Genomic DNA, 26,848 nt, shown 5'->3' with positions numbered 1-26,848 from the left:
CTGACGAAGAACAGGAGCGAAAAGAACCAAAAAATCGCCCAAAGCACACACGAAAACGGATACATCAAGCCAAGAAATACTTTTTGGAGAAATTCAAAACAGCTTCTTAATAAGAGCCCGATTTCTGCCCCTACTGCCAAACAAAAAATGCGGAAGCACTCCGACACCCGATTAACGATAATCTTTGTGTCACCGTGCTTCCGCATTCTATTTATTGCGTATAAAGCTGCAGCTTATTTGCAATTACCGGCACAACGTGGTTTGATTTGTTTAAAGAAATCATTTCCCTTGTTATCCACCAGAATAAATGCCGGGAAGTCTTCTACTTCAATCTTCCAAATAGCTTCCATACCCAGTTCTGGATATTCCACACACTCGATGCTCTTGATGTTGTTCTGTGCCAGGATAGCAGCAGGACCACCGATAGAACCCAAATAAAAACCTCCGTGTTTCTTGCAGGCATCGGTTACAGCCTGGCTACGGTTTCCTTTAGCAAGCATAATCATACTACCTCCATGACTCTGGAACAAATCCACATACGGGTCCATACGTCCTGCTGTAGTCGGTCCCATTGAGCCACAAGCCATTCCTTTCGGGGTCTTTGCCGGACCAGCATAATAAATCGGATGGTCTTTGATGTATTGCGGAAGGTCTTCACCTCTATCCAGACGCTCTTTCAACTTGGCATGAGCGATATCACGTCCTACGATAATCGTACCGTTCAATGACAGGCGGGTGGCTACCGGATATTTGTCAAGTTCGGCAAGAATTTCTTTCATCGGACGGTTCAAATCTATTTTAACCGCATTTCCTTCTCCTGCCTGACGCAATTCTTCCGGAATCAGTTCGCCCGGATTCGAATCCAGCTTTTCAATCCAGATACCGTCTTTGTTGATTTTACACTTGATGTTACGGTCGGCCGAACAAGACACTCCCAAGCCTACCGGACAAGAAGCACCATGACGAGGCAAACGGATAATGCGTATATCGTGTGCATAATACTTACCACCGAACTGTGCACCTAATCCAATATTATGAGCTTCTTCCAATACTTTCTTTTCCAACTCCACGTCGCGGAAAGCGCGTCCGTATTCATTGCCCGTAGTAGGCAGGTTGTCGTAATAATGGGTAGAAGCCAATTTCACCGTAAGCAAATTCTTTTCGGCAGAAGTACCGCCAATGACAAAAGCGATATGATAAGGAGGACAAGCCGCAGTACCCAGCGTTTTCATCTTTTCTACCAGGAACGGAACCAACGTAGCAGGATTCAGAATTGCCTTGGTTTCCTGATACAAATAGGTTTTATTGGCAGAACCTCCACCTTTGGTTACGCACAAGAATTCATATTCCATACCTTCGGTAGCCTCAATATCGATTTGCGCCGGAAGATTGCAACGGGTATTCACTTCTTCGTACATGCTGAGTGGCGCATTTTGCGAATAACGCAAGTTGTTTTCGGTATAAGTCTTATACACTCCCAGTGACAATGCTTCTTCGTCGCAATAACCGGTCCATACCTGCTGGCCTTTTTCTCCGTGAATGATTGCCGTACCGGTATCCTGGCAGAAAGGCAATACACCTTTGGCTGCCACTTCGGCATTGCGCAAGAATGTCAGTGCTACATACTTGTCGTTTTCGCTTGCCTCGGGGTCGTGCAAGATTTTTGCCACTTGCTCGTTGTGTGAACGGCGCAACATAAATGAAACATCGTGGAAAGCGGCATTTGCCATAGCTGTCAGACCTTCCTTTTCCACTTTCAGAACAGGTTTTCCCTCAAACTCGCTTACAGAAACATAATCTTTTGTAAGCAGATAGTATTCAGTAGTATCCTTACCTTTTTCGAACATCGGCTGATACTTGAATTCTGGAGTTGTTGCCATAATCGATAAGATATTAATTGTTAGTTATTACGTGTGAGCAAAGTTACAAAGTATTATTGAAATATTTCCTTAAATAAACGAGTTTTTCAAGTTTCTACAAAAAGTTTTTCTCGTCTTGATGTTTCCGTTTTCAAAAGAGTTTCTGAAATTCACTCGCTTGCCCGAAGCAAGTCTTTCATCAGCACATCGGTTCCTGGGAAACCGGTGTATTGGTCTTGCAGCTTGCCATCATAGCTGATTACCAGATAACCCGGTATGGCTTTTATGCCATACGTCTGACACAGGTAATCCCATTGTTCTTTTTTCAGGCGATAATGTACTCCTTTGATATCCGTAATAGCCGTCTTCCACTCAGCTTCAGGTGAAGAAGGTCCGGTCAGATAGATATACACGATATCTTTCGATGCCAGTTTTTTCTTTAAATCGCGAATGGCAAACATGCTCTTCCGGCACGGTCCGCACCATGTTGCCCAAAAGTCTATCAAGACAGCTTGTCCCCGGTAAGAAGAAATGATAGACGGCAGAATATCCGCCCCCGATACATTCTTGTCCAGTTCGGCTATCACAAAACTCTTGTTCGATTGTGCCAAAACAGCTTGCGCTTCAAGAGCCTCAGCCCTTTCCTTGACATATTTCTGAATTTCAGGCTGAGTTATGGTTTTCATCAGCTTCTTGTCATCGGAAGAGAACCTATGTTCTTTCACAAAGTTCTGATATACCTCACGTGCTTTCTTCACGTCTTCCCACAAGTCTACCACCTGTCCTTTATCGCGCTCCATATATTCCAGGTATGTGGTATAGTCGTATCCGTAACGGAAATAGGGCGACTTCACGATACCCGGCATCGCTCCTTTTTTCCCCAGTACTACCAGTTCATTCATTTTCAAGTTCAACAAGACATACTGACGATAAGCTTCTCCCACTTTTTTATCATCCTGTAAATTACGCTCATACCTGTCGTAATGTCCTTTTACGAATTCATTGAACTTGTCTGCCGACTGCTCAGAAGCCATGAACTTAAAATCCGGGTCTTCTTCCATTGATAACGGATAGCCCCACGTAGCCAACTCATCATTCAGGTTCGCCATACTTCCATCGAACCATGCCTTTTGCTGTTGTCCGTACTTTTCCTTCAACAGGTGGGAAGCCGACATGCTCAACCGAGGCAGATGGATATATACCGTAGTTTCTTCGCCCGGCACAAGGAACATATCCAGTTGTGCTTTGTTTATCTGCAATTTGGCTCCCCCTGCCAACAACAAGTCGGTTTCAATATGGAAAGAACCATCCTGACGTATACGCACGGTTTGCCCCCACTCATTATAAAACAACCAGTCGGAATGCCGAAAGACAACTTCCAATTCCATCGAGGGGTTGTAACCCAAGATATAACCGTTGATAACCGCCTTGCCCGATTTCAATTGAGGTTGAGGCAAAGTGCGGCTTTGTTCGAAACGTCGAGTCTGTAAGAAACTGGGTACGTATACATACGGCTCTATTCCCGTCAGCTGTACTCCATAAATGGTCCATCCCTCGTCTTTTTCCACAAAATCTACTGTATGTATACCCTGGGGTATCGGAGCAAACGACAAGATAATATCCATTTTTCCAGAATCCGGAATCCGTTCGGGAACCGTTTTCCCATCGATAGACACATGAGCAGCCTCGCGCAAAGGAAACTCTTGCTTGCCACTCCGCAAACAGGTATTCGATGAAATGACCGCCACTTCACCCGGCCTGCCATACAAAACAGCATCTACCTGTGTCTGTTCATCGGTCTGAATGATTTTCTTGATTTCTATCTTCGACGTGGTAGCAGTCACAAAACAGGGATTGGTAACATCTCTTTTCCGATAATTTTCAGCCTGTGCCGTCAAGGCAATACAGCCCAACAAACACAATATCCAGACATACTTTTTCATAATACACTCCTCCTTATCTTTATTCATACATCACGCTTCATTTTCATTCAACAGTCCCTTGAGCCTGTCAATCAATTCATTGCCCAAGGCTGTCTTAACCTTGATGTGTTCCAGAACCGCCGTTACAAACGGATTGCTTTCGAACACCCCCCTCACTTGTTCAAAGTCGAGCTGTTGTTCCGTCTTGCTTCCATCGGCACCGAAGCCTGTCATCGAAGTCAATGAAAACTCCTTTTGGGCATCTTCGTATACCATCCGGTCCAGCCACACCACAGACTCTTGCCATTGCCGTACGATAGCCACAATATCCCGGGCAGTCACCTTGTCGGCCTCCAGATGATAAAAGTCCAACATTTTCTCGTAAGCCCATGTCCATTCATACGTATAATAACAGGCATGCATTTCGGCAAAACGCTCGTGCATCTGCTTCACCGTGCACAATGTTCCAGTCTCGATTTCACTCATCACCCGTTCTATCTCGCTCTTAGGTGCTATCAGTCCCGAGACGTCCACCCATTCGCCCTTTCCTATGGATGTATCGGGCACAAGACGTTGACGGATTTCCTCGTCGCTCCGGAAACGAATGTTTTCAAGCCGCTTGATGACCGAATTTCCCAAGAACTTATGAATGGCAGTTTCGTAAAACCTGATTCCCTTGTTCAAGGCCGAGTTCTTGATTTTGGCACTTTGGTATGCATAAGTTTCCGATGTTTCGCCCGATACTCTTTCCAGTTCTTTCAGGATTTCACGCCCCTTCATCATTTTCTGAATGGTGTACGGGCTGAGCAAGTTGTAATTAATCTGGTCCAGCTTCATCGGGTCTTTGCGCAAATCACGTTTCGGCCACTTCTGCGCATCGCGAATGGTTCCTACACTCCGTAAGTTAACTCCAGGAACCAGATAAGTCGTATTCTTGTCCTCTATCAGATAAGAGAAAGGAAGATTGGACGTATCCGGATGATTGACATGGCGACCCATTACCAAAGAAAAGGCTCCGATGCGTGCCGGCCACAAGACATACGAATCGGAAGTAGTTTTTGCACCACGCTCCAAAGCACCTTGGTGAATCGGTCCCAGCTTATACATGTGATTGCTCTGGTTAGACCCAGAGCCTGCATTCATAAACGAAAACATTCCTGCTATCAACAGAGTCGACTTATGATGTGTCACCGTAAACGGTCCGGCAAAAATGGCACATGCTTCGCCGTTTTCTTCTTGACAATTGCTGAAGAAAAGTGAGTCGGATGCCGAATAGTTGTGCCCCATCCGGCAGGCTTGCCCCACAAAACAACGGGTTATCATCGTACCGTCTTCGATGTGGGCACCGCTCGACACGATGAAATCATCACATACCACACCATATCCGATATGTACCGGGTCAGCAGCATTGCTATTGATGGAACCATTTTTCAACCGACCGGCCCCTTCTATTTCACAACAATCACCGATACGTACATTCTTAATGTACCCAGCATTGACAATTGTCACATGGTTTCCGATGGTTCCCCGCTCGGAGGCATGTTCTTCGGCGTATCCCTCTATTACCGCTTTCATACGCTCTATCAACAACGGCCGGTGCCGGTACAATGCCATAATATATGCCTGATGTGCGGAAAGATGGTCGTGTATCACCACCTCACGCCCTCCAGTTTCATTCAGTACAGAAACCTCCACGCCATTGCCGAAGCGCGATTTCTTGTCCACCAAAATGATGTCGACATTCTCGATAAACGTCGATTCTCCGATATCATAATTGGCTATATAATTCTTTACGTTCTCTATCAGGCAATTGTCGCCTACCGTTACATTGTGCAATACCACGTACGACAGTCCGGCATGCTTGCGTACCCCTCCAGCCAACTGGAACTCACCCTCGAACACTCCCAGGCGTATCTTCCCCGAGAAACGGGCGTGATGTACATGTGCGGTAGTAAATCTTTCCGCCACCTGCACCTCGTTCCAGTCAGCAGCTGTACAAGCCTGTGCTTCCAGCCTGCCGATTTCTTCTTTTGTCAGCGAACGATAGGTATTCATAAGCTGCTCTCCTCATCGTAAGTCTGGTAAAGAAAATCATTGTACGGATACTTCTGCACATGCAGTTCCCTTACCTTGTTATATAATATTTTCTTCAACTCCTCCAGATTGGTCTTGTTTCTGGCAGAAATGAAAATACAGTTATCATTCAGTTTTGCCATCCAGGTATGCATCAGTTCATCCAGTGTAATATTCTCCTTGGTTTTCGGGGTCAGGTCGTCTTCGGCTTTCTGTACATACGTATAGGCATCTATCTTGTTGAACACAATCATCGTAGGCTTACCGCCTGCCCCCAGTTCGGCTATCGTCTTGTCCACCACCTGTATCTGTTCCTCGAAGTCGGGATGCGAGATATCCACCACATGTACCAGCAAGTCGGCTTCGCGCACTTCATCCAGCGTCGACTTGAACGAATCGACCAAATCGGTAGGCAATTTACGGATAAACCCTACGGTATCCGAAAGCAAGAAAGGCAAATTATCAATAATCACTTTGCGCACAGTCGTGTCCAGCGTTGCAAAAAGTTTGTTTTCGGCAAACACTTCACTCTTGGCAAGCAGGTTCATCAGCGTAGATTTACCCACGTTGGTATATCCTACCAACGCGACCCGAATCAGCCTGCCGCGGTTCTTGCGCTGGGTAGACTTCTGTGTATCAATCTCCGCCAGACGCTGTTTCAGCAGCGACATACGGTTCAAGATGATACGGCGGTCCATTTCCAGCTGCGTTTCACCCGGTCCGCGCAGCCCTACCGAGCCTTTACCTCCTCCTGCACCGGAACCACCCCCCTGGCGTTCCAAGTGTGTCCATAACCGTTGCAGGCGTGGAAGCATATATTTGTATTGTGCCAGTTCCACCTGTGTCTTGGCATTGGCTGTCTGCGCCCGCATAGCAAAGATATCCAGAATCAGCGAAGTGCGGTCCAAGATTTTCACTTTCAATTCATTCTCGATATTCCTTATCTGTTTGGCAGACAACTCGTCATCGAATATGACCATCCCGATTTCGGTCTCTTCGTTTTCGTTCTGTTCTTGCAAATACGCCTGTATTTCCTGTAGTTTTCCTTTTCCAACGTAAGTTACCGAATTGGGCGTGTCTAGCTTCTGCGTGAAACGTTTTACCACTTCCGCACCTGCCGTTTCGGCAAGAAAAGCCAGTTCGTCCAGGTATTCATTGGTTTTTCGCTCGTCTTGCGACTGGGTTATCAACCCCACCAGCACAGCCTTTTCGGTCTGTGCTTCAGATATTACAAATTCTTTCATCCAGCTTCTTATTTCAATCAACGCAAATATAAAGAGATTTTCTATATAAACAAAGTACTGACGGCACCTTATCAAGACAAAATTCTTTTATTTTAGAAACTGTTTTGAATTTCTACAAAAAGTTTTTCTTGGCTTGATGTGTTCGTTTCGTGTGTGCACGATAAATTCAAAACAGTTTATTGCCTGACGAAATTTCGTAAATATTCGAACCAATGCCTACTGACTACCGCCTTTCCGGATAGTATCATTGCAAGATGCAGCCGGTTGCAGAAGCCTGCGGATAGAGGTGCGTCGGCAAACGCATATAGGTTCATCCGCTGTAAGATTATTAATCTTCAGGCTGCAAGATTATTAATCTTACAAGCGGAAGATTATTAATCTTACACCAGACGAAGCTATCTGAGTTGAGAAAAGAAGAAAATAACAACAGCCTTTTAAATCATCTGAATATGATAAAATACAGTTTATACTTTGCGCGGTATAAGTGCCAGCATTACAGTCCTATGCCCGATTATTCCTCTGCAGAAAGCAACAACTGACAATCGACAATATCAAGCCAGCGACCGAACTTAAATCCGACCTCCTGAAAACGTGATACCTGTACGAAACCCAGATGTTCGTGCAGGAGAAGACTGGGATGGTTGTCGGCTGTAATACAAGCTATCAGCGAGTGAATACCGGCTTGTCTGCAGTCGTCAATAAGACGGTTCATCAGGCGTGTGCCGATGCCTTTGCGCTCTTCACCCGGAGCAACATAAACCGTAGTTTCGAGGGTACGGGCATAAGCTGCCCTTTCTTTCCACAAATGGGCATAACAATATCCTGTGACTTGCCCGCCAGACTCTTCGACATAATAGGGATAACGGGAAGAGATGGAGAGAATGCGATTGCGTATTTCTTCCTCGCTTACAGGTTCCAGTTCGAAAGTAGAGGTAGTATGCTCGATATAATAATTATAAATGCCGGCTATGGCACGTGCATCTTGAAGGGTAACTTTTCTCATCTGTAGGTTATTGTTTATTGCTGATTATATACAGAAAGCGATAAATCTTCTCTTTTTCTATGCAAAGGTAGTGCTTTTTATTTATTTTTGTACAGAAAAGAGAATAATGCTTATGAAGACATTCCGGAACCTGATATTAGGGTTTATTTTACTTTCCGTGCTTTCATGCGGGAGACAACAACAACCTGTATTACCCCGACAGGAGATGGCAGAACACCTGTTAATGGAAGCAGACAGCCTGATGCGTGCAGACTCGGCTTTCTGGTTGGCTGCTGTAAATCGTACTCATCCGGCCGTATGCCGATACGACTCAGCAATCAGGAAAAAACTGGACAACGCAATGCTGATGTGTCCGGGACTGAAAAAGGTATATCTGACAAAATATGTCTACCTGATGCGCAGCTGGAAACCAGACGAGATATTATTGCTTTTGCGGAAGATGGCAACCAATGTGCCCGACTCTATAGCTGCGGATATGTGGAGTTTGAAGGCTGTCCTGGAAGACAGGGCAGGCTTCCGCGACACGGCAAAGCATGATTTCCGGAAAGCAGATTCGATTTATGAACTGACATTGCGACATTATGCTAAAGAGCAGCGTGACACTATGCAATATTCGGCAATCCGTGTAATGAAAGCATTGAATCTTTCTTTGCTGTATGATAACTTCCAGCTTTTACAACACGAATTGGAATTATACAGACGGGTGTACGAAACGCCCTTGGATGGTTGGGAAGTTTTATATACGATAGAAAGCAAAGAACAGTACTACCGGTTTGTGTTTGGAAACTGAAAGCCTGTTTATACCATGCACGATATGAAATGGTGCATTCCGCGCAAAGTATACAGAGAATGCCTTGCGCGGAATGATATCTTTATCAGTATCCGAAGATTTCTTCGGTAGTCAGACGTTTGACAGGACCGATTTTCTCAAGTGATTTGATATCCAGTTCTTTTTCGTTCCCCAGAATGATGTAGCGGTAAGGTTTGCCTGCCATCGTTTCCTGTTCGAAACGGACTATGTCATCCATTGTGAGCGAAGGAACGGTATTGTAAATCTTTTCATTGATATCATAGTCGATGCCCTTGTCTGTGGCGTTGAGGTAAGCATTGATGATATTCATCTTGGTGGTACGCGCGGTAGCAAGACGCTTCAGAAGTGCCTGCTTGGCAAGGTCGAATGCCTTACCTGCTTGCGGTATTGTATCGATAATCTGATTGAATGTGCGTATGCAGTCCATCATCTTATCATTTTGCGAAATGATGAATGTCGTGGCATATTCAGGTTTATCCTTATAAGCAGGAGTAACATAGCTGGCTCCTGCGCTATAGGCCAGCCCGCGTGCTTCGCGTAATTCCTGGAATACGATTGTGTTCATGCCACCTCCGAAATATTCATTAAACAACGCGATGACAGGTTGCCGGTCAGCATTCCACGGATGGTTCTCGTTATGATATTGCATCATATAGATGTTTTTCGCATCGTATGGAGCAATGAAAACTTCGTTAGCCGGAGTCGGCTGCAATGTGTAAGGCTTTCCAACGGGAGCATCAGCAAGGATTGCTGCGGTTTTATGATAGCGGTCAACGGATGCAGTCACCTCGTCAAGATTCATCGGACCGTAATAAAGCACAGTATGTTTGTAGTTGCTGAGGTTTCGAATCAAGTCAACCAGTTCTTGCGGGTCGATTTGTTCAAACTCCTGTGCAGAAGGGATGTTACGTACCGGATTGTAGGCACCATATACACTGTATGCCTGAAGTGCACTGAAATTGTTCTGCTGGTCGAGTTTATTGTCGGCACGTCCTTTCATCTCCAGAGCCGCATACTGGGTAAATGCTGCTGTATCCACCTGTGCATGAGCGATGAAGTCTTCCATCAACGCCATGGCTTTTGTCATGTTTTCGGAAAGTCCACGCAAAGCGATGCTGCTTTTTTTAGAACCTATGCTGATATCGAAGTCACATGCCAGTTGATAAAATTTCTGTTTGAGTTGTTCGGCACTTAGCTTGTCGGTCCCCAGATAATCCAGGTAATCGGCAGCATAAGGCAACCATTTGTTCCATTCTTCTCCACAATCGAAATAATAATTAAGTGAAAAACGTCCGTTTTCATTATTCTTCACATAGAGTACAGGCAAGCCATTAGACGTCATTCCTTTGGTCAGGTCTTTGTCGAAGTTGACAAATTTGGGCTGTATCGGTGCTGTTTCCGCATTTACAATCTCAGTCACGAATGCACTTTGCATATCCCGGTTGGTAGGAATGGGCGTGATTTGCGGTTTGTCTATTTTCTTGATAGTAGAATCGTTTCCGATACGTTTGTACACAGTTACATAATTGTCACGGAAATGACGGTTGGCAAAATCGATTATCTGTTGTTTGGTTATTTTCGAGATGCGATCCATTTTACCAGTCACATCACTCCATTTCTGGTGGTTGATAAATGCGTTGACAAACAGGTCAGCACGTCCTTCGTTGCTTTCAAGGGTAGTATAGAAAGAAAGTTTTTTATTGTTCACCACGGCTTGAATCAAGTCTTCATCGAAGTCGCCTTTCTTCAGTTTGCCGATTTCATCAAGGAGTAAAGCTTTTACTTCATCAAGCGATTGTCCTTCCTTGGGAAATCCGGCTACGACAAAGCCTGAATACTCGGCAAGCGGAAGGGTAAAGGCACCTCCTCCCAGCCATTTCATCTGCTGGTCGAGGTTGAGGTCCATCAATCCTGCCTTGCCATTACTGAGCATGTCAGCTATTACATCAAGAGTGTCGTTTTGAAACGAAGCAGCCTTATCAAACTTCCATGCCATATAGACGCGTTCGGCTTCTTGTCCTACAACTGTTGTATCTTTCGGCATAGTGCGGTCGGGTATCGGGGCATACTGGGGTTGAGAAAGGGACGGATTAGGCTGCCAAGTACCGAAATATTTATCAAGAGTAGCGATTACCTGATCGGGGTCGAAGTCTCCCGCCATACAGATAGCTACGTTATTGGGCACATAGTAACGGCGGAAATAGTTCTTGATGTTTGTGATTGAAGGATTTTTCAGATGCTCTTGTGTACCGATAGTGGTTTGCGTCCCATAAGGATGCCCCGGAAAGAGCAGGGCCATCAGTGCATTGAACAATTTATCCGTGTCACTTCCCAAACCTATGTTATACTCTTCGTATACAGCTTCCAGCTCTGTATGAAATCCACGGATAACCATATTCTGGAAACGGTCTGCCTGGATACGCGCCCAGTTTTCCACTTCATTTGCCGGAATGTCTTCTATGTAACAAGTCACATCGTTGCTGGTATAGGCATTAGTCCCCACGGCTCCAATGGCAGACATCAGCTTATCATATTCGTTGGGAATAAAGTACCGGGCTGCAAGTTGTGAGATACTGTCTATCTCGTGGTAATATGCACGGCGCTGGTCCGGGTCTTTCAAGGTTCGGTATACTTCGAAATGTTTTTCTATAGCATCAAGAAGAGGAGCTTCTTTATCTATGTCAGAAGTGCCGAATTGGCGGGTTCCCTTGAACATCAGATGTTCCAGATAATGGGCAAGTCCCGTGGTTTCAGGCGGATCATTCCGGCTTCCTGTACGTACGGCAATGTAGGTTTGAATACGTGGTTTCTCGTCGTTGACCGACAGATAGACTTTCAGCCCGTTGTCCAAAGTATAGATACGGGCATTCATCAGATCGCCTTCCACAGTCTGATACTGGTATTCCTTTGCCATAATAGGCAGCCCGAAGGCAAGCAGGAATACCCCAAGCACTGATTTGAATTTGTTCATACTTAAATAGATTTAATAGTTCTGTTTGCTTTGATTTTAAAAAACTGTTTCGGATTTCTTCAAAATAGTTTCTAAATGTTTCTGCTGTCCACTCCCCACATCATCTTTTCCCGAAGTGTGTTGAAAAATGAATGATGACACCGTTTGACAATGCGTACGAAATAGTCGGCACGACGAATACGCAAACGGGTGCCCTCACGACAAGTTTCACTCCGTCCGTCTACCGAAATAAGGAAGTTATGGTTCCGGCTTTCCACATCGAGTATGATTTCCCACTCGTCACGTATCACAATGGGGCGGATATTCAAACTATGCGGAGCTACGGCTGTAAGACTGATGGTACCGCTTTGTGGAACAAGAATAGGGCCTCCCACGCTGAGAGAATATCCGGTAGAGCCGGTAGGAGTAGCTACGACCAGCCCATCTGCCTGATAGGTACATAACAGTTCATTATTGATATAAGCGTGTATGGTAATCATTGACGAACTGTCTTGTTTAAGTACGGCAATTTCGTTTAAGCCGAAAGGATACCCTTTCAGGACATAATTGTCAGTATGGAGCTGCAATACTCTTCGTGGTTCGGCAAGGTATTTCCCTGCATAGATTTCATCGAAGGCTTCCTCCATCTGGTCGGGTGATACATCGGCAAGAAACCCCAGCCTTCCGGTGTTGATTCCCAAAATAGGGATTTCTTTTTTACCTACCCGGCTTGCCGCACGCAGAAAAGTCCCATCACCTCCGATACTAAGCACCATATCGGCATTGAAATCATTTCCTTGAAATACCTGCAGGCCTTTCAGATTGGCTTTTGTATGTTGCTTGAGAAAATCGAAAAAGTCATTACTGATGCATATTTCGGCTTTTTTGTTCCGTAAAATGTCGAGCAGGTGTGTGACATGTGCCGATTTATGCTCTTGGTATGTATTCCCGAAAAGGGCGAATCTAAGAGTCCGTTGCATATCTTGTAGCTTTTTATCAATCTTTATTCAGTAAAGTAAGCAGGTTGTCCGTATTTTCTGCTAACTTTGCACTTTGTTGACGCAAAGATAGAAAAATAAATTGAAAACAATTAATATTATGGTAACTATGACATTGTTGGCGGCGGCACAAGCCGTTGCAGACACATTGGCGGGAGCGAATCCGGTACTTACCCCAGTTGCATCGGGAGAACCGGAAATGAATTTATGGGATATGGCCTGCAAAGGCGGATGGATAATGATTGTATTGGCAGTGATGTCGGTAATAGCCTTCTATGTATTTTTCGAGCGGGCTTTTGCTATCCGAAAGGCATCAAAAGACGACCCATTGTTTATGGACCGTATCCGGGATTATATCAAAACCGGTGAAATAAAATCTGCAATCAACTATTGCCGGATGGTAAACACACCTTCGGCACGGATGATAGAAAAAGGTATTACGCGCATGGGACGTCCGGTTTCGGATGTACAGGCAGCTATCGAAAATACAGGCAACATCGAAGTAGCCAAACTGGAAAATGGCCTGGCGATTATTGCTACCGTGTCGAGTGGGGCTCCGATGTTAGGCTTTTTAGGAACAGTAACAGGTATGGTACGTGCATTCTGGAATATGGCTAATGCTGGTAATAACATTGATATCACTCTGCTGTCAGGCGGTATCTACGAAGCAATGATTACTACAGTAGGAGGTCTGATTGTGGGTATTGCAGCGATGTTTGCCTACAATCATTTGGTCTATCGGGTAGACAAAGTGGTCAGTCAGATGGAAGCCCGCACGATGGCCTTTATGGATCTATTGAACGAACCCGACGAAAACCGATAGGCTTATGGCACTGAAAAGAAGACAGAAAATATCACCCAGCTTCAGTATGTCATCCATGACCGACCTTATCTTCCTGTTGCTGATATTTTTTATGATTACTTCTACGATGGTATCACCCAATGCTATTAAGGTCTTGTTGCCTCAAGGATCTGAGCAGACTTCGGCAAAACCGATGGTACGGGTGATTATCGACAAGGATCTGAATTATTACGGAGCATTCGGCAATGATGACGAAATGCCTTTATCACTTGATGAGGTACCTTCGTTTTTGCAAGAATGTGCTTCTAAAGAACCGGATATGTATGTGGCTTTGTATGCCGATGAATCAATCCCTTACCGTGAAATTGTACGGGTATTGAACATTGCTAATGAAAATCATTACAAAATGGTGCTCGCTACACGGAGACCAGATAAAGAATGAATTACAGGAAACAAGGCGACAAGGTGACAAGGCAACATGGTGACAAGGTTTGAACGGCTTTACTAAGGTATTTAAGACTTTGCCAACCTGTCAACTTGTTAACTTGTCAACTCGTCAAACTTGTCAACTTAAAACAACAGAATCGTGAAACGAAGCAAGTTAATCGGACTTATAGGAACAGTGGTGTTGCACGTGGCAATCCTTGTATTCTTGCACCTGTACGTGCTGACGCTTCCTCCCAAACAAGAAGAGGGAGGAGTGCCCGTTATGCTGGGCAATACTGAGACAGGAGAAGGAGATGCCGACCCTTATACCCTGACAGAGGTAGACTTGTTGCCGCAGCCCGAAACAGCAGAACAGGAAGCATCTTTACCTGATGGTGGAGATGACTCTCCGTTGATAACCCAAGCCGATGAGCCTTCCTTGCAAGTGAAAAAGGAAGAGCCCCGTCAGGAGCAGAAACAAAAAGAAACATCTAACGTAAAACCCAAAAAAACTACAGAACATCCAAAGCCGAAAGAAAAAACCGAAGCAGAGAAGCGTGCCGAAGCAGAACGCGCTGCGGCACAGGCGGCTTCCAGTAAAGTGGCCGGAGCTTTCGGAAAAGGCTCCAAGATGGGAAGTACCGGCAATGGTAGTGGTGAAGGAATGCAAGGAAGCCCTACAGGGAATGGAAAAGAAGGAAAGACTTCGGGCGTAGGTGCCTCAGGAGTATTCGATTTAAACGGCCGGTCACTGGGGACTGAAGGATTGCCTTTACCGGCTTACAATGTACAGGACGAAGGACGTGTAGTGGTTACAATAGTCGTTAACCCGGCAGGAAAGGTTATCAGTACACAAATCAACAAGCGTACCAATACTGTAAATCCTACTTTACGCCGTGCCGCGGAAGAAGCTGCACGACGGGCACAATTCAACCGGGTAGACGGTGTAAATAATCAGTCAGGAACAATAACTTATTACTTTAAATTGAAATAAGCGTATGAAATCGATTTGTATTTTTTTAGCTGAGGGCTTTGAAGAAGTGGAAGCTCTTTTCCCGCTCGATATTTTGCGTCGTGGCGGTCTGAATGTAAAAACCGTATCTATAATGGGAGAACCGACAGTAAAAGGTGCCCATGGTGTGCCTGTAGTTGCCGATTGCCTGATAGAAGATTTGAAAGAAGAAGATATTGAGATGATTGTATTGCCGGGAGGACTTCCTGGTGCCACTAACCTTGATGCACATGCAGGAATAGACAAACTGGTCCGTAATTTTGCTACAGCCAGCAAACCACTGGCAGCTATTTGTGCAGCTCCGATGGTATACGGAAACCGAGGCTTACTGAAAGGGAAAAAGGCAACTTGTTATCCGGGCTTCGACAAATACCTGGACGGTGCTGAGTATACCGGCAATATGGTAGAAATCGCCGACAACTTCATTTTGGGAAAAGGCCCTGCCGCTGCATCAGCTTTCGGATTTGCCATTCTTGAAAAAATGGCCGGAGCAGCCAAAGTGGCAGAAGTAAAAAATGGAATGCTTTTCGCTGAATGAAAAAATACATAATAATTGTTGCCGGAGGAAAAGGTTTGCGCATGGGAGGAGAAATCCCCAAACAATTTCTTCCTATTAAAGGGAAGCCTGTATTGATGCGTACGCTGGAAACCTTTTCCACTTGCGATGAGACTATCGAACGGATTGTAGTGCTTCCGGTAGACCAACAGGACTACTGGAGGCATTTGTGTAAAATCTATGGATTTACACTTTCTCATCGTATTGCCAATGGCGGAGAAACCCGTTTCCATTCAGTTAAAAACGGGTTGGCACTGGTAGAAGATAATGCATTGGTCGGTGTACACGACGGAGTACGCCCTTTTGTGTCATCCAAGGTCATATCGGAATGTTACCGTATGGCAGAAGTATCAGGAGCAGCAATACCTGTAACCGATGTTGTAGAAACACTGCGTCAGGTTACAGAAAATGGAAATAGCCAGACAGTTCCACGCAACTGCTATAAGCTGGTTCAGACCCCTCAGGTTTTTCTTTCTTCGTTATTGAAACAAGCTTATTCCCAACCTTACACATCGTGTTTCACGGATGATGCTTCGGTGGTAGAAGCTTGGGGACATCGGGTAGAACTGGTGGAAGGAAACCGGGAAAACGTTAAGCTGACAACTCCGTTTGACCTGAAACTGGCAGAAATGATATTAAGTTGACAAGATTTTATACAATGTACGGTCGGATTTTTGCATTTTCATGACACATTGCATAGATCTTTGTCAACGTGCAGACTTGTGACCTAAAAATGAAAGAATATGCTTGATTTGTCTACGCGTGATATCAAGTTCTTGCAAGGGGTGGGTCCCCAGCGGGCAACTTTGTTGAATAAGGAGTTGAATATCTGTTCCTTTAAAGACTTATTGTATTATTTCCCGTACAAATACGTAGACCGCAGCCGTTTGTATTACATTCACGAGATAGACGGAAACATGCCCTATATCCAGTTGCGTGGACAAATCTTGAGTTTCGAAATCTTAGGTGAAGGAAGGCAACGACGTCTGGTCGGACATTTTTCCGACGGTACAGGTGTCGTAGATTTGATATGGTTTCAAGGTCTGAAATATGTTGAAGGCAAATACAAAGCACACGAGCCTTACATCGTGTTTGGCAAACCAACCGTATTCAACGGGCGCGTTAATATCGCTCATCCCGACATCGACCCTGCCGATGAGTTAACTTTATCCACAATGGGACTTCAGCCATATTACAATACGACCGAAAAGATGAAACGGAGCAACCTCAATTCGCATGCGATAGAAAAGTTGATGAAAAACCTGTTTGCCGTACTTCGGCATGAGGAATTTGAAGAAACCTTGAGCTCCCGGCTGATAGAACAACACCGTCTGATGCCGTTGACAGAAGCTTTGCACAACATTCATTTTCCGCAAAATCCAGAATTGCTCCGCCGGGCACAATATCGTTTGAAATTCGAAGAGCTCTTTTATGTACAACTGAATATCTTACGCTATACGCAAGAACGACGAAACAAATTCCGTGGACTGATATTCGGCAAAGTAGGTGATATCTTCAACACCTTTTATGCCCAAAATCTTCCATTTCAACTTACTGGTGCACAAAAGCGGGTCATTAAGGAAATGCGCCGCGACATGAAAAGCGGCAGACAGATGAACCGTCTGCTTCAAGGTGATGTGGGAAGCGGGAAAACCTTAGTGGCACTGATGATAATGTTGATAGCCCTTGATAACGGTTATCAGGCATGCATGATGGCACCTACTGAAATTCTTGCCAACCAACACTATGAAACCATTACCCGTTTTCTGCAAGGAATGTCCGTCCGGGTAGAATTACTCACGGGAAATGTAAAAGGGAAACGCAGGGAAACGATTTTACGCGATTTAGTGACAGGCGACATACAGATACTTATCGGTACACACGCTGTAATAGAAGACACAGTAAACTTTTCTTCATTAGGGCTGATAGTCATTGACGAACAGCATCGCTTCGGAGTAGCACAGCGCGCCAAGTTGTGGCGAAAGAACCTGTGCCCGCCTCATGTACTGGTAATGACCGCCACTCCGATACCCCGTACACTTGCCATGACCCTTTATGGTGACCTTGACGTATCGGTCATCGATGAACTGCCTCCCGGTCGCAAACCCATACAGACTATTCATCAGTTCGATAATCGGCGGGCTTCGATGTATACTTTCATCCGCAAGCAATTGCAGGAAGGCAGACAGGCATATATCGTTTATCCCTTGATTCAGGAAAGTGAAAAAATGGACATCAAGAATTTGGAAGATGGCTACCTCCACGTGTGCGAAGCATTTCCCGAATATAAGGTAAGCAAAGTACACGGTAAAATGAAAGTAGCAGAAAAGGAGGAAGAAATGCAACGTTTTGTAAATCACGAAACGCATATTCTGGTAGCAACGACGGTTATCGAAGTAGGTGTAAACGTTCCGAATGCTTCGGTAATGGTCATCGAGAATGCCGAACGTTTCGGTTTATCCCAATTACATCAGTTAAGAGGACGGGTAGGACGTGGTGCCGACCAATCATATTGCATCCTGGTAACCGGTTATAAACTGACAGAAGATACCCGAAAACGTATCCAGATAATGGTGGATACGAATGATGGTTTCGAGATAGCAGAAGCCGACCTGAAGTTGCGGGGACCAGGCGATTTGGAAGGGACACAGCAAAGTGGAGTAGCATTCGATTTAAAAATAGCCGATATTGCCCGAGACGGCCAGCTCCTTCAGTATGTACGCGAAGTGGCAGGACATCTGCTTGAAGAAGACCCGCAAGGCATACACCCTGAAAACGCTATCGTATGGCAACACCTGAAAGAACTCCGGAGTAAAAATGTAAACTGGTCGGTAATTTCATAATAAAAGTGTCCGGGACCGACAGCTTTTCGGGCCGATTTACCTGTTATTCCCAAATTCTAAAGAAACCCGTAAAAGCCCTGCCACAAAATTATGCTTGTTATGATGAATAATGTGTAAAGCAGGCTGAACAGAAAGCCAGGGAGTCAGGTGACAGTGAAGAGTACATTCAATGTCTGTTTCATCACCTCCGGAAAAGAGAAGACGATTGAACACAATACCGGCAGTCATATCGTTCCGGGCAATGCGGTTCATCACCAGTCCGCCTCCCCAATATCCGTTACAGGGAACGTAACGCCGGGTCATAGCTGCCCCTTGTCCTAACAGGACCAATTGCGATTTGCCCACCATCAGCAAAGGCTGCTCCAGCAAAGCCCAGAAACCAGTTTCCCGCTCGTGCACGCTTCTGTCTTCAGAAGGTGTTTTCCCATATACATACCCTATTGTATAGTTTGCAGCCTGCTCGCCTTTCGAAGGTATTTCGTATGAAATGCTTCCCATGGTAAATATACCATCGCCAGACGGACAAAAACGGAACTGACGGTCGAAATCATCACTCGCCACACCATTATAAACACTCGCTTTCAACGTTAACCGACTGACAGGAAGATACTCCAGATGAACACCCATAGCTCCTAACGGAAATGTAGCAAGCGGATAATTCAATGAAAGAATGGGATAATCGGCATCTGCAGCTCCTGTAAACAAACCGGTAGCAGGTGTAATGAAATAATCGGCATCAACGTTACGTAAACCTATAGAGACAAAAAAGCATTCGCCAAAGGACTGACGCAGAGAGGCCTGCATCAAACGAAAAGGACGGTTCTCATCGGTATAGATATTCGACAAACCTAAGTTATCATCATCTACAGCACCGCCTGTTTGCCAAGTTGCAATTGCCATACCTTCGAATGAGGCACCTTTCCAAAGTCCGACATCCACTCCCACTTCCAAATAATTCACCCATGACGTGTTTCCACTCGTCATATTCCATTCACCTTCAGTCATGGCAGTCAAATTCCAACCGACACGAGAAGAAACCGGTGTTTGAGCCCGGACACCAATCACACACAAGCAGGCTGCCAGCCCACATAAGAATCGATACATAGGTTCTTTTTTAAAGTTGATCAACTATTATCCCCTGTAGAATAACACCAATCGACATATTTTGTTCAATGAATTCCTCATATTTTCAAAAAACAGAGTAATCTTCTTTCCGATATCTGTACTACGCTGTAATAACTCCTTATTGCCAATCAATACGGAATTCATATTTTGTTTTTTCTTGCGGTGCAAAGATAATGAATTTATTCGTATTTTTGCAACATCATGATAGATCAAGCCACCATAGACAAAATAATGGATGCCGCCCAAATAGTAGACGTGGTATCTGAATTCGTCACACTCCGGCGCCGGGGAGTGAACTACATCGGACTGTGTCCTTTCCACAACGAAAAGACACCATCGTTCAGCGTATCGCCCAGCAAAGGAGTATGCAAATGCTTCAGCTGCGGAAAAGGAGGAAATGTGGTGCATTTCATCATGGAACATGAACAACTCTCCTATTACGAAGCATTGAAATGGCTGGCAAAAAAATACAATATCGAAATCAAAGAACGTGAGCTGACTGACGAAGAAAAACAGGCACACAGCCTACGCGAAAGTTTATTTGTAGTCAATCAGTTTGCTTCCGAATACTTTCAAGACATTTTATATAATAACATTGACGGGCAGCGCATCGGCATGACCTACCTGCGAGGACGTGGATTCCGTGATGACATCATCAAAAAATTCCAACTTGGCTATAGCACCGACAACCGGGATGCGCTGGCACGTGCTGCACTGCAAAAAGGATACAAGGAAGACTTCCTGGTAAAAACCGGACTGTGTTACCGCAAGGAAGACGGTACCTTACGCGACCGCTTTTGGGGACGTGTCATTTTCCCTGTACATACGATTTCCGGAAAAATCGTAGCTTTTGGCGGACGCGTACTCAGCGCCGCCACCAAAAATGTACAGATGAAATATGTCAACTCGCCTGAGTCAGAAATCTATCACAAAAGCAAAGAACTGTACGGCATCTTTTTTGCCAAGCAGGCTATCGTGCGCCAAGACCGCTGTTTCCTGGTAGAAGGCTATACCGATGTTATTTCCATGCATCAAAGCGGCATTGAAAATGTGGTAGCCTCATCGGGCACGGCACTTACATCCGACCAAATCCGATTGATTCACCGTTTTACGAACAACATTACTGTCCTTTATGACGGTGACGGAGCCGGCATAAAGGCTAGTATCAGAGGTATTGACATGCTGCTGGAGGAAGGGATGAATATCAAAGTATGTTTGTTGCCGGACGGAGATGACCCTGATAGTTTTGCACGCAAGCACAATGCTACCGACTATCAAGCATACATTAACGACCATGAAGTAGACTTCATCCGTTTCAAGACCAACCTACTGCTGGAAGAAGCCGGAAAAGACCCTATCAAGCGCGCTGCATTGATTTCAAGCATTGTAAAAAGCATTTCGGTCATTCCCGATGCGATTGTACGTTCTGTATATATCCGCGAATGCAGCCAATTGCTGCAGATGGAAGAAAAGATACTTATCGAAACCACTTCAAAACTGATAGAACAGGCACGCGAAACAAAATTCAAGGAACAACAACGTAAAAAGGAGCGCGAACAGCGGATGACTGAAACTCCTGCGGTTCAGCCTTCTGTTCCTGATACACCGACAAACGAACCACAGGCAACAGATACAACTCCTGACCTAAACAACAATACCCCTCTTCCACCCGAACCAACTCCCGCAAATACGTACACTTCGTACATTCCGGCAGAAGGCAACGAGCAAAAAGTATTCTATGCCAAAGAAGAAGACCTGGTACGGATGCTTATCCGCTATGGCGAAAAAACAATGTGCTATATAGAAAACAATGAAGGTGAACAAGTTCCTTATACGGTCATTGAATGCATTGCGACAGGATTGAAGGAAGACGAACTACAATTCCATGACCCCATACACCGGCAGATTTTACAAGAATGTGAAGCACACCAACACGACCCTAACTTCATAGCCGAGCGACATTTTATCGCCCATCCTGACCCGAATGTCAGCAAATTGGCGGCAGACTTGGTGAACGACCGTTATCAATTGAGCAAATACCACTCGAAAGGACAAAAAATCGTAACGGATGAAGAACGTCTCTACGAATTGATACCCCGTTTGTTGCTTGACTTCAAGCTTTCCATTATAGAAGAAGAAATGAAAAATACCCTGCAGGCACTGACCGATCCCATCGTAGCCCAGGATTCGCAACGTTGCATGGAAATCATGAAACACTATAAGGAACTGCAAGAAACTCAAAGCATAATGGCGCAACAGGCAGGCGACCGTGTAGTGCTGAAATTATAAACTTAAAGCAGCATTCATAAAAAAAGATATCCTCATGTGCCAATTTATAAACTCTAATGACGTATTCGCAAATCCGGACAACAAGGATTATATCTGCTACAACGAGGCATTTTGCACAGCATTATCAGGGTACAGGTATTTAGAAGCTGTTTTGAATTTCTCCAAAAAGTTTTTCTTGGCTTGATGTATCCGTTTTCGTGTGTGCTTTGGGCGATTTTTTGGTCTTTTTCGCTCCTGTTCTTCGTCAGATAGCCCGCTATCTTCCTCATCACAGAAGCGAAAATGCCTCAAAAACTCATCCCAAATCATCGCACGATAAATTCAAAACGGCTTCTACAAAGTATAAGATGAATGTCCGCAAACAGCCAATATATACCCCTGAAAAATGAATATATACTGCATACGCAGTTGAATATATACTGCATACGCGGTTGAATATATACTGCATACGCGGTTGAATATATACTGCATACGCCTACGGATATATACTTCATCAGCAAACGCAGTAGTACTGCGTTTGCAACTCAGCCGAATCGGCTAATTGCGGAATTCATAAAGTATAATAAAATAAGGAATGAAGCAGAAAAGGATGCCCCTTCTTGCTTCATTCCCTAATTTATATCCCCTTGCTATAATTCTTCTTTATTTTTCAAAATCCAGCCAATTCCAGCAAGCGGTCTACAGCAGCATTCAGTCCATCGGAATTCTTTCCACCGGCTGTAGCGAAATGCGGCTGGCCACCTCCCCCACCTTGAATAAGCTTGGCAGCCTCGCGCACCAGTTTTCCAGCATTCAAACCTGCTTTTACCTGATCATCACTCAACATCACCGTAAGCATGGGTTTGCCGTCGCGCTCACTTCCGATAGCAACAAAAAGGTTTTCAGGGAATTGACCTTTCAGCTGGAAAGCAATGTTTTTCACCGAATCGGCAGGCAGAGGAAGTACCGCCTTGATGACTTTCACTCCATGGATTTCTTTCGCTCCTTCTATCAGCTTGGCTTTCACCTGAGCTTCTTTTTCTTTTATAAATTCTTCCATCTGCTTTTTCAGACCGGCATTTTCATCAATGTAGCGTGCGATGGCTGTTTTCAAGTCGGGAGCATTGTTGAAGAGGGCTTTCAGGTCATTGAGCGTGTCTTGCACGGTATCAAGCATTTCCTCCACTTTAGCTCCGGTAATAGCCTCGATACGGCGCACACCAGCTGCCACCGAACTTTCGGAAATAATCTTCACCATGCCAATTTTCCCTGTGGCAGACACATGAGTACCGCCACAGAACTCAATAGATGACCCGAACTGGACAACACGTACTTCATCGCCATATTTTTCACCAAAGAGAGCGATAGCCCCCAGTTCGCGTGCCTTCTCGATGGGAAGGTTACGATATTCGGTCAAGGGGATATCGGCACGGATTTTAGCATTAACCAGGTGTTCTACCTCACGTAACTGTTCGGGAGTGACTTTCTGGAAATGAGAGAAGTCAAAACGCAGCGATTCGGGTGTAACAAGCGAACCTTTCTGCTCTACATGAGTACCCAGTACCTGCCGCAAAGCTTCGTCAAGCAGATGTGTACACGAGTGATTAGCAGCACAAGCAGCACGCTTGTCAGTATCAACACATGCCATCATCGGTGCGTCAAGGTGTTCGGGAAGTTGCTTGGCTATATGAATGGGGAGGTTATTCTCCTTCTTGGTATCGATGATATCAATCGTTTCGAACTCACTAACCAACACGCCAGTGTCTCCCACCTGTCCTCCGCTTTCGGCATAGAAAGGAGTTTCATTCAATACAATCTGGTAAAGAGTCTGGTTTTTCTGCTTAATCTGACGATAGCGCAAGATACGGGTTTCATACTCGGTATAATCGTAGCCCACGAAATGTGTCTCACCTTCTTCCAGTACCACCCAGTCACCGGTTTCAACAGCTGCGGCATTGCGTGCACGCTGTTTCTGCTTTTGCATTTCGGTATTGAATTCTTCTTCATTTACCGTCATTCCGTTTTCGCGCAAGATGAGTTCGGTCAGGTCAAGAGGGAATCCGAAGGTATCGTAGAGCGTGAAAGCATCCACACCACTGATTTCGGTCTTTCCTGCTGCTTTTGTATCAGTCATTACTTTATCCAAAAGACGGATACCAGTTTCGAGCGTGCGGAGAAAAGCTTCTTCTTCTTCCTTGATAACCTTCTCAATAAGAGACTGCTGAGCCTTCAGTTCCGGATAGGCCTGTCCCATATTTTCGATGAGCACAGGTACCAGTTTGAACATAAAGGCCTGCTTCTGACCTAAAAAAGTATAGGCGTAACGTACGGCACGGCGCAAGATGCGACGTATGACGTAACCTGCTTTGGCGTTGGAAGGAAGTTGTCCATCGGTGATAGAGAAAGCAATAGTACGTATGTGATCGGCCACCACACGCATAGCAACATCCACTTTCGGGTCGGTACCATAGGTCATTCCAGCCAGGTTACCGATGGCTTTGATAATGGGTTGGAACACATCCGTGTCATAATTCGACTTTTTGCCTTGCAACACCATACAAAGACGCTCGAACCCCATTCCGGTATCAATGACTTTGGCGGGCAAAGCTTCAAGCGATCCGTCTGCCTTGCGGTTGTATTGCATGAATACAAGGTTCCAGATTTCGATAACCAACGGGTTGTCTTGGTTCACCAGCTCACGTCCGGGCACTTTTGCCTTTTCTTCGTCTGGACGCAAGTCAATGTGGATTTCAGAACAAGGTCCACAAGGTCCGGTATCACCCATTTCCCAAAAGTTGTCGTGTTTGTTTCCGTTAATAATGTGATCTTTAGGAAGAAATTGTTCCCAGTATCCGGCAGCTTCGTTGTCGCGTTCAAGTCCTTCTTCCGGACTACCTTCGAACACGGTAGCATAAAGGTCGGCAGGGTTGATTTTCAATACACCCACCAAGTATTCCCATGCCCAACCGATAACTTCTTTCTTGAAGTAATCGCCGAATGACCAGTTGCCAAGCATTTCGAACATAGTGTGATGATAGGTGTCATGTCCTACTTCTTCCAAGTCATTGTGCTTGCCGCTCACGCGCAAACATTTTTGCGAGTCAGTCACACGTTTGTATTTTGCCGGATGGTTTCCCAAGATGATGTCCTTAAACTGGTTCATGCCGGCGTTGGTGAACATCAGCGTGGGGTCATCTTTGATGACCATCGGTGCCGATGGCACAATCTGATGTCCTTTCGACTCAAAGAATTTTACGAATGAGTCGCGGATTTCGTTTGCTGTCAACATATAAGTCTTATTATCTTGTCGTTAATATTCTAAAAATCGATTTGCAAAGATAATCTGTTTTATTATTTTTGTCGCTACGTTTGGAGGAAAATTTTTGGAATTGAAGAGTTATCGTTCGCAAAGCAGGGCCAGTGATGAAGAAATATCCAGGAAGTCTCCCCGCTTTGATATGTAGAAGTATGACCAGCTGCCTGCATGCAGCACGTGATTTTGGAGAAGCAGGCTTTCTCCTTTTCTGCGGGGCAATAGACGAGCAAATATTACCGGTAAAGCGTATCCATGACTTCTTCGACTCCTTTTATAAATAGAAAAATTTATGCGAAAAGTCTATTATATATATAATCCGAAAACACGGACTTACGACCGTATTTATCCTACAGTACGGCAGCGTATGATGAGCTACCTGCGCAATTTGTTTGTAGGTATGGGTCTGGGAGCAGGATGTTTTATCCTGTTATTACTGATTTTCGGTTCGCCTTCCGAAAAAGACCTGCGGGTGGAAAACTCACGTCTGCTGGCACAATATCACATTCTCTCTACACGGTTGGACGAAGCACTGGACGTAATGCAACACCTCCAGCAAAGGGACGATAACTTATATCGGGTAATTCTGCAGGCAGATCCTGTTCCGTCGGCTATACGAAATGCCAACTATGGGAAAACAAACCGCTATGAAGAATTGACAGAGTTGGCGAATGCAAAACTGGTGGTGAATACCACACAAAAGATGGATGTACTGGCAAGGCAGGTGTACATTCAGTCAAGGTCGTTCGATGAGGTGCTCAACTTGTGCAAGCGACATGATGAGATGCTGATGTGTGTACCAGCCATTCAGCCTGTATCAAACAAAAACTTAAAGCAGACCGCTTCCGGATATGGCACACGTATCGACCCCATATACAAGACAGTAAAATTTCATGCCGGAATGGACTTTTCAGCGAACGTAGGCACACCTGTATATGCTACAGGAAACGGAACAGTGAAAACTGCCGGTTGGGAGGGCTTATATGGAAAGTGCATCACCATTGACCACGGATTCGGTTACGTGACACGTTATGCACATCTAAACCAAATCAAGGTACATCCCGGTCAGAAAGTAGTGCGCGGAGAAACCATTGGCGAAGTGGGAACTACGGGAAAGAGCACAGGCCCGCACCTGCATTATGAAGTACACTTAAAAGGACAAATAATGAATCCTGTCAATTATTATTTCATGGACTTGGATGCTGATGATTATGACAAGATGATTCAAATAGCCGCTAACCACGGCAAGGTATTCGATTAACAACCAATGTATAGGAAAAAGAAGCATGGCCCTGAAACAAGATAAGCAATTGAAATTATATTATTCCATCCGTGAGGTGGCTGAGATGTTCGGCGTAAACGAATCATTAATACGATACTGGGAAAAGGAATTTCCGGATATTGCCCCGAAACGCGCTGGAGGAAAAATCCGCCAATACACGAAAGAAGATGTTGAAAGCATCCGTCAGGTTTATTATCTGGTGAAAGAAAAAGGAATGACACTGGCCGGAGCCAAACAACAGATGAAGCAAAACAAAGAGGGAGTTCGCAATACTACCGAACTGGTGAAACGCCTCAAGCAAATCCGTGATGAGTTGGTAAGCATTCGCAAAGAACTGGACTATTTGACATAGTGAACTGAT

General features: G+C 45.0%; 20 protein-coding genes. 10 read left to right on the top strand and 10 right to left on the bottom strand.

Annotated elements, in window-relative coordinates; translation table 11 throughout:
* Nucleotides 1-233 precede the first annotated feature (233 nt).
* From B5F78_RS05205 to B5F78_RS05185, 5 genes are all read right to left on the bottom strand, one after another.
* Nucleotides 234-1,880, bottom strand: coding sequence for a fumarate hydratase (locus tag B5F78_RS05205; RefSeq protein ID WP_087406203.1), 1,647 nt, complete (start codon nucleotides 1,878-1,880; stop codon nucleotides 234-236).
* 149 nt (nucleotides 1,881-2,029) lie between these two features.
* Nucleotides 2,030-3,802 carry a TlpA family protein disulfide reductase gene (locus B5F78_RS05200; protein ID WP_087207259.1) on the bottom strand — a complete coding sequence of 591 codons (1,773 nt, stop codon included), beginning with the start codon at nucleotides 3,800-3,802 and terminating at the stop codon, nucleotides 2,030-2,032.
* A gap of 30 nt (nucleotides 3,803-3,832) precedes the next feature.
* Nucleotides 3,833-5,836, bottom strand: coding sequence for a DUF4954 family protein (locus B5F78_RS05195; RefSeq protein WP_022041318.1), 2,004 nt, complete (start codon nucleotides 5,834-5,836; stop codon nucleotides 3,833-3,835).
* Entirely contained in the window at nucleotides 5,833-7,098 is a 1,266-nt protein-coding gene (gene hflX / locus B5F78_RS05190; RefSeq protein WP_022041317.1) for a GTPase HflX, read from the bottom strand. The genes B5F78_RS05195 and hflX overlap by 4 nt, the downstream gene beginning before the upstream one ends.
* A gap of 511 nt (nucleotides 7,099-7,609) precedes the next feature.
* Nucleotides 7,610-8,101: a GNAT family N-acetyltransferase gene (locus B5F78_RS05185; protein ID WP_022041316.1), complete on the bottom strand. Its 492-nt coding sequence runs from the start codon at nucleotides 8,099-8,101 to the stop codon at nucleotides 7,610-7,612.
* A gap of 112 nt (nucleotides 8,102-8,213) precedes the next feature.
* Between B5F78_RS05185 and B5F78_RS05180 the strand changes: the two genes are divergently transcribed.
* Nucleotides 8,214-8,891 (top strand): hypothetical protein, encoded by a 678-nt coding sequence (locus tag B5F78_RS05180; RefSeq protein ID WP_140400039.1) that lies wholly within the window; start codon nucleotides 8,214-8,216, stop codon nucleotides 8,889-8,891.
* Nucleotides 8,892-8,976: 85 nt separating this feature from the next.
* On the opposite strand, the gene B5F78_RS05175 is transcribed toward B5F78_RS05180, so the two are convergent.
* Nucleotides 8,977-11,883, bottom strand: coding sequence for a M16 family metallopeptidase (locus tag B5F78_RS05175; protein WP_087406201.1), 2,907 nt, complete (start codon nucleotides 11,881-11,883; stop codon nucleotides 8,977-8,979).
* Between the two features lie 71 nt (nucleotides 11,884-11,954).
* Entirely contained in the window at nucleotides 11,955-12,842 is an 888-nt protein-coding gene (locus B5F78_RS05170) for an NAD kinase (RefSeq protein ID WP_022041313.1), read from the bottom strand.
* Between the two features lie 118 nt (nucleotides 12,843-12,960).
* Between B5F78_RS05170 and B5F78_RS05165 the strand changes: the two genes are divergently transcribed.
* From B5F78_RS05165 to recG, 6 genes are all read left to right on the top strand, one after another.
* Nucleotides 12,961-13,683 (top strand): MotA/TolQ/ExbB proton channel family protein, encoded by a 723-nt coding sequence (locus tag B5F78_RS05165; RefSeq protein ID WP_022041312.1) that lies wholly within the window; start codon nucleotides 12,961-12,963, stop codon nucleotides 13,681-13,683.
* Nucleotides 13,684-13,687: 4 nt separating this feature from the next.
* Nucleotides 13,688-14,104, top strand: a complete 417-nt coding sequence (locus B5F78_RS05160) for an ExbD/TolR family protein (protein WP_022041311.1) — start codon at nucleotides 13,688-13,690, stop codon at nucleotides 14,102-14,104.
* Nucleotides 14,105-14,248: 144 nt separating this feature from the next.
* A complete protein-coding gene (locus B5F78_RS05155; protein WP_087406200.1) occupies nucleotides 14,249-15,082 on the top strand; it encodes a TonB family protein in 834 nt (277 codons plus the stop codon).
* A gap of 4 nt (nucleotides 15,083-15,086) precedes the next feature.
* Nucleotides 15,087-15,638: a DJ-1 family glyoxalase III gene (locus B5F78_RS05150; protein WP_087207245.1), complete on the top strand. Its 552-nt coding sequence runs from the start codon at nucleotides 15,087-15,089 to the stop codon at nucleotides 15,636-15,638.
* Entirely contained in the window at nucleotides 15,635-16,300 is a 666-nt protein-coding gene (locus tag B5F78_RS05145; RefSeq protein WP_022041308.1) for a 2-C-methyl-D-erythritol 4-phosphate cytidylyltransferase, read from the top strand. The genes B5F78_RS05150 and B5F78_RS05145 overlap by 4 nt, the downstream gene beginning before the upstream one ends.
* Nucleotides 16,301-16,399: 99 nt before the next feature.
* Nucleotides 16,400-18,499, top strand: a complete 2,100-nt coding sequence (recG, locus tag B5F78_RS05140; protein ID WP_087207243.1) for an ATP-dependent DNA helicase RecG — start codon at nucleotides 16,400-16,402, stop codon at nucleotides 18,497-18,499.
* Between the two features lie 36 nt (nucleotides 18,500-18,535).
* Here the strand turns inward: recG and B5F78_RS05135 are convergent, their stop codons facing one another.
* Nucleotides 18,536-19,603 (bottom strand): carbohydrate porin, encoded by a 1,068-nt coding sequence (locus B5F78_RS05135; protein ID WP_022041306.1) that lies wholly within the window; start codon nucleotides 19,601-19,603, stop codon nucleotides 18,536-18,538.
* Nucleotides 19,604-19,825: 222 nt separating this feature from the next.
* Between B5F78_RS05135 and dnaG the strand changes: the two genes are divergently transcribed.
* Nucleotides 19,826-21,913: a DNA primase gene (dnaG, locus tag B5F78_RS05130; RefSeq protein WP_087406199.1), complete on the top strand. Its 2,088-nt coding sequence runs from the start codon at nucleotides 19,826-19,828 to the stop codon at nucleotides 21,911-21,913.
* A 96-nt stretch (nucleotides 21,914-22,009) separates the two neighbouring features.
* Here the strand turns inward: dnaG and B5F78_RS05125 are convergent, their stop codons facing one another.
* Complete coding sequence (locus B5F78_RS05125; RefSeq protein ID WP_158098019.1) at nucleotides 22,010-22,222, bottom strand: hypothetical protein; 213 nt, start codon at nucleotides 22,220-22,222, stop codon at nucleotides 22,010-22,012.
* Nucleotides 22,223-22,562: 340 nt separating this feature from the next.
* Complete coding sequence (alaS, locus tag B5F78_RS05120) at nucleotides 22,563-25,181, bottom strand: alanine--tRNA ligase (RefSeq protein WP_087207237.1); 2,619 nt, start codon at nucleotides 25,179-25,181, stop codon at nucleotides 22,563-22,565.
* Nucleotides 25,182-25,497: 316 nt separating this feature from the next.
* Here alaS and B5F78_RS05115 point away from each other — a divergent pair, with 316 nt between their 5' ends.
* A complete protein-coding gene (locus B5F78_RS05115) occupies nucleotides 25,498-26,466 on the top strand; it encodes a M23 family metallopeptidase (RefSeq protein WP_087406198.1) in 969 nt (322 codons plus the stop codon).
* A 25-nt stretch (nucleotides 26,467-26,491) separates the two neighbouring features.
* Nucleotides 26,492-26,839, top strand: coding sequence for a MerR family transcriptional regulator (locus B5F78_RS05110; protein ID WP_022041301.1), 348 nt, complete (start codon nucleotides 26,492-26,494; stop codon nucleotides 26,837-26,839).
* Nucleotides 26,840-26,848: the final 9 nt, after the last annotated feature.

Source organism: Bacteroides sp. An279 (assembly GCF_002159615.1).
Classification (GTDB): Bacteria; Bacteroidota; Bacteroidia; order Bacteroidales; family Bacteroidaceae; genus Phocaeicola; species Phocaeicola intestinalis.
Note: the sequence above shows the minus strand (reverse complement) of the source record. Positions and strands in the feature narration are given on the sequence as shown.

Bases quoted from the DNA above. Each gene is read 5' to 3' on its own strand.
- B5F78_RS05205 (WP_087406203.1), bottom strand. From the start codon at position 1,880: ATGGCAACAACTCCAGAATTCAAGTATCAGCCGATGTTCGAAAAAGGT.
- B5F78_RS05200 (WP_087207259.1), bottom strand. From the start codon at position 3,802: ATGAAAAAGTATGTCTGGATATTGTGTTTGTTGGGCTGTATTGCCTTG.
- B5F78_RS05195 (WP_022041318.1), bottom strand. From the start codon at position 5,836: ATGAATACCTATCGTTCGCTGACAAAAGAAGAAATCGGCAGGCTGGAA.
- hflX (WP_022041317.1), bottom strand. From the start codon at position 7,098: ATGAAAGAATTTGTAATATCTGAAGCACAGACCGAAAAGGCTGTGCTG.
- B5F78_RS05185 (WP_022041316.1), bottom strand. From the start codon at position 8,101: ATGAGAAAAGTTACCCTTCAAGATGCACGTGCCATAGCCGGCATTTAT.
- B5F78_RS05180 (WP_140400039.1), top strand. From the start codon at position 8,214: ATGAAGACATTCCGGAACCTGATATTAGGGTTTATTTTACTTTCCGTG.
- B5F78_RS05175 (WP_087406201.1), bottom strand. From the start codon at position 11,883: ATGAACAAATTCAAATCAGTGCTTGGGGTATTCCTGCTTGCCTTCGGG.
- B5F78_RS05170 (WP_022041313.1), bottom strand. From the start codon at position 12,842: ATGCAACGGACTCTTAGATTCGCCCTTTTCGGGAATACATACCAAGAG.
- B5F78_RS05165 (WP_022041312.1), top strand. From the start codon at position 12,961: ATGGTAACTATGACATTGTTGGCGGCGGCACAAGCCGTTGCAGACACA.
- B5F78_RS05160 (WP_022041311.1), top strand. From the start codon at position 13,688: ATGGCACTGAAAAGAAGACAGAAAATATCACCCAGCTTCAGTATGTCA.
- B5F78_RS05150 (WP_087207245.1), top strand. From the start codon at position 15,087: ATGAAATCGATTTGTATTTTTTTAGCTGAGGGCTTTGAAGAAGTGGAA.
- B5F78_RS05145 (WP_022041308.1), top strand. From the start codon at position 15,635: ATGAAAAAATACATAATAATTGTTGCCGGAGGAAAAGGTTTGCGCATG.
- recG (WP_087207243.1), top strand. From the start codon at position 16,400: ATGCTTGATTTGTCTACGCGTGATATCAAGTTCTTGCAAGGGGTGGGT.
- B5F78_RS05135 (WP_022041306.1), bottom strand. From the start codon at position 19,603: ATGTATCGATTCTTATGTGGGCTGGCAGCCTGCTTGTGTGTGATTGGT.
- dnaG (WP_087406199.1), top strand. From the start codon at position 19,826: ATGATAGATCAAGCCACCATAGACAAAATAATGGATGCCGCCCAAATA.
- B5F78_RS05125 (WP_158098019.1), bottom strand. From the start codon at position 22,222: ATGATTTGGGATGAGTTTTTGAGGCATTTTCGCTTCTGTGATGAGGAA.
- alaS (WP_087207237.1), bottom strand. From the start codon at position 25,181: ATGTTGACAGCAAACGAAATCCGCGACTCATTCGTAAAATTCTTTGAG.
- B5F78_RS05115 (WP_087406198.1), top strand. From the start codon at position 25,498: ATGCGAAAAGTCTATTATATATATAATCCGAAAACACGGACTTACGAC.
- B5F78_RS05110 (WP_022041301.1), top strand. From the start codon at position 26,492: ATGGCCCTGAAACAAGATAAGCAATTGAAATTATATTATTCCATCCGT.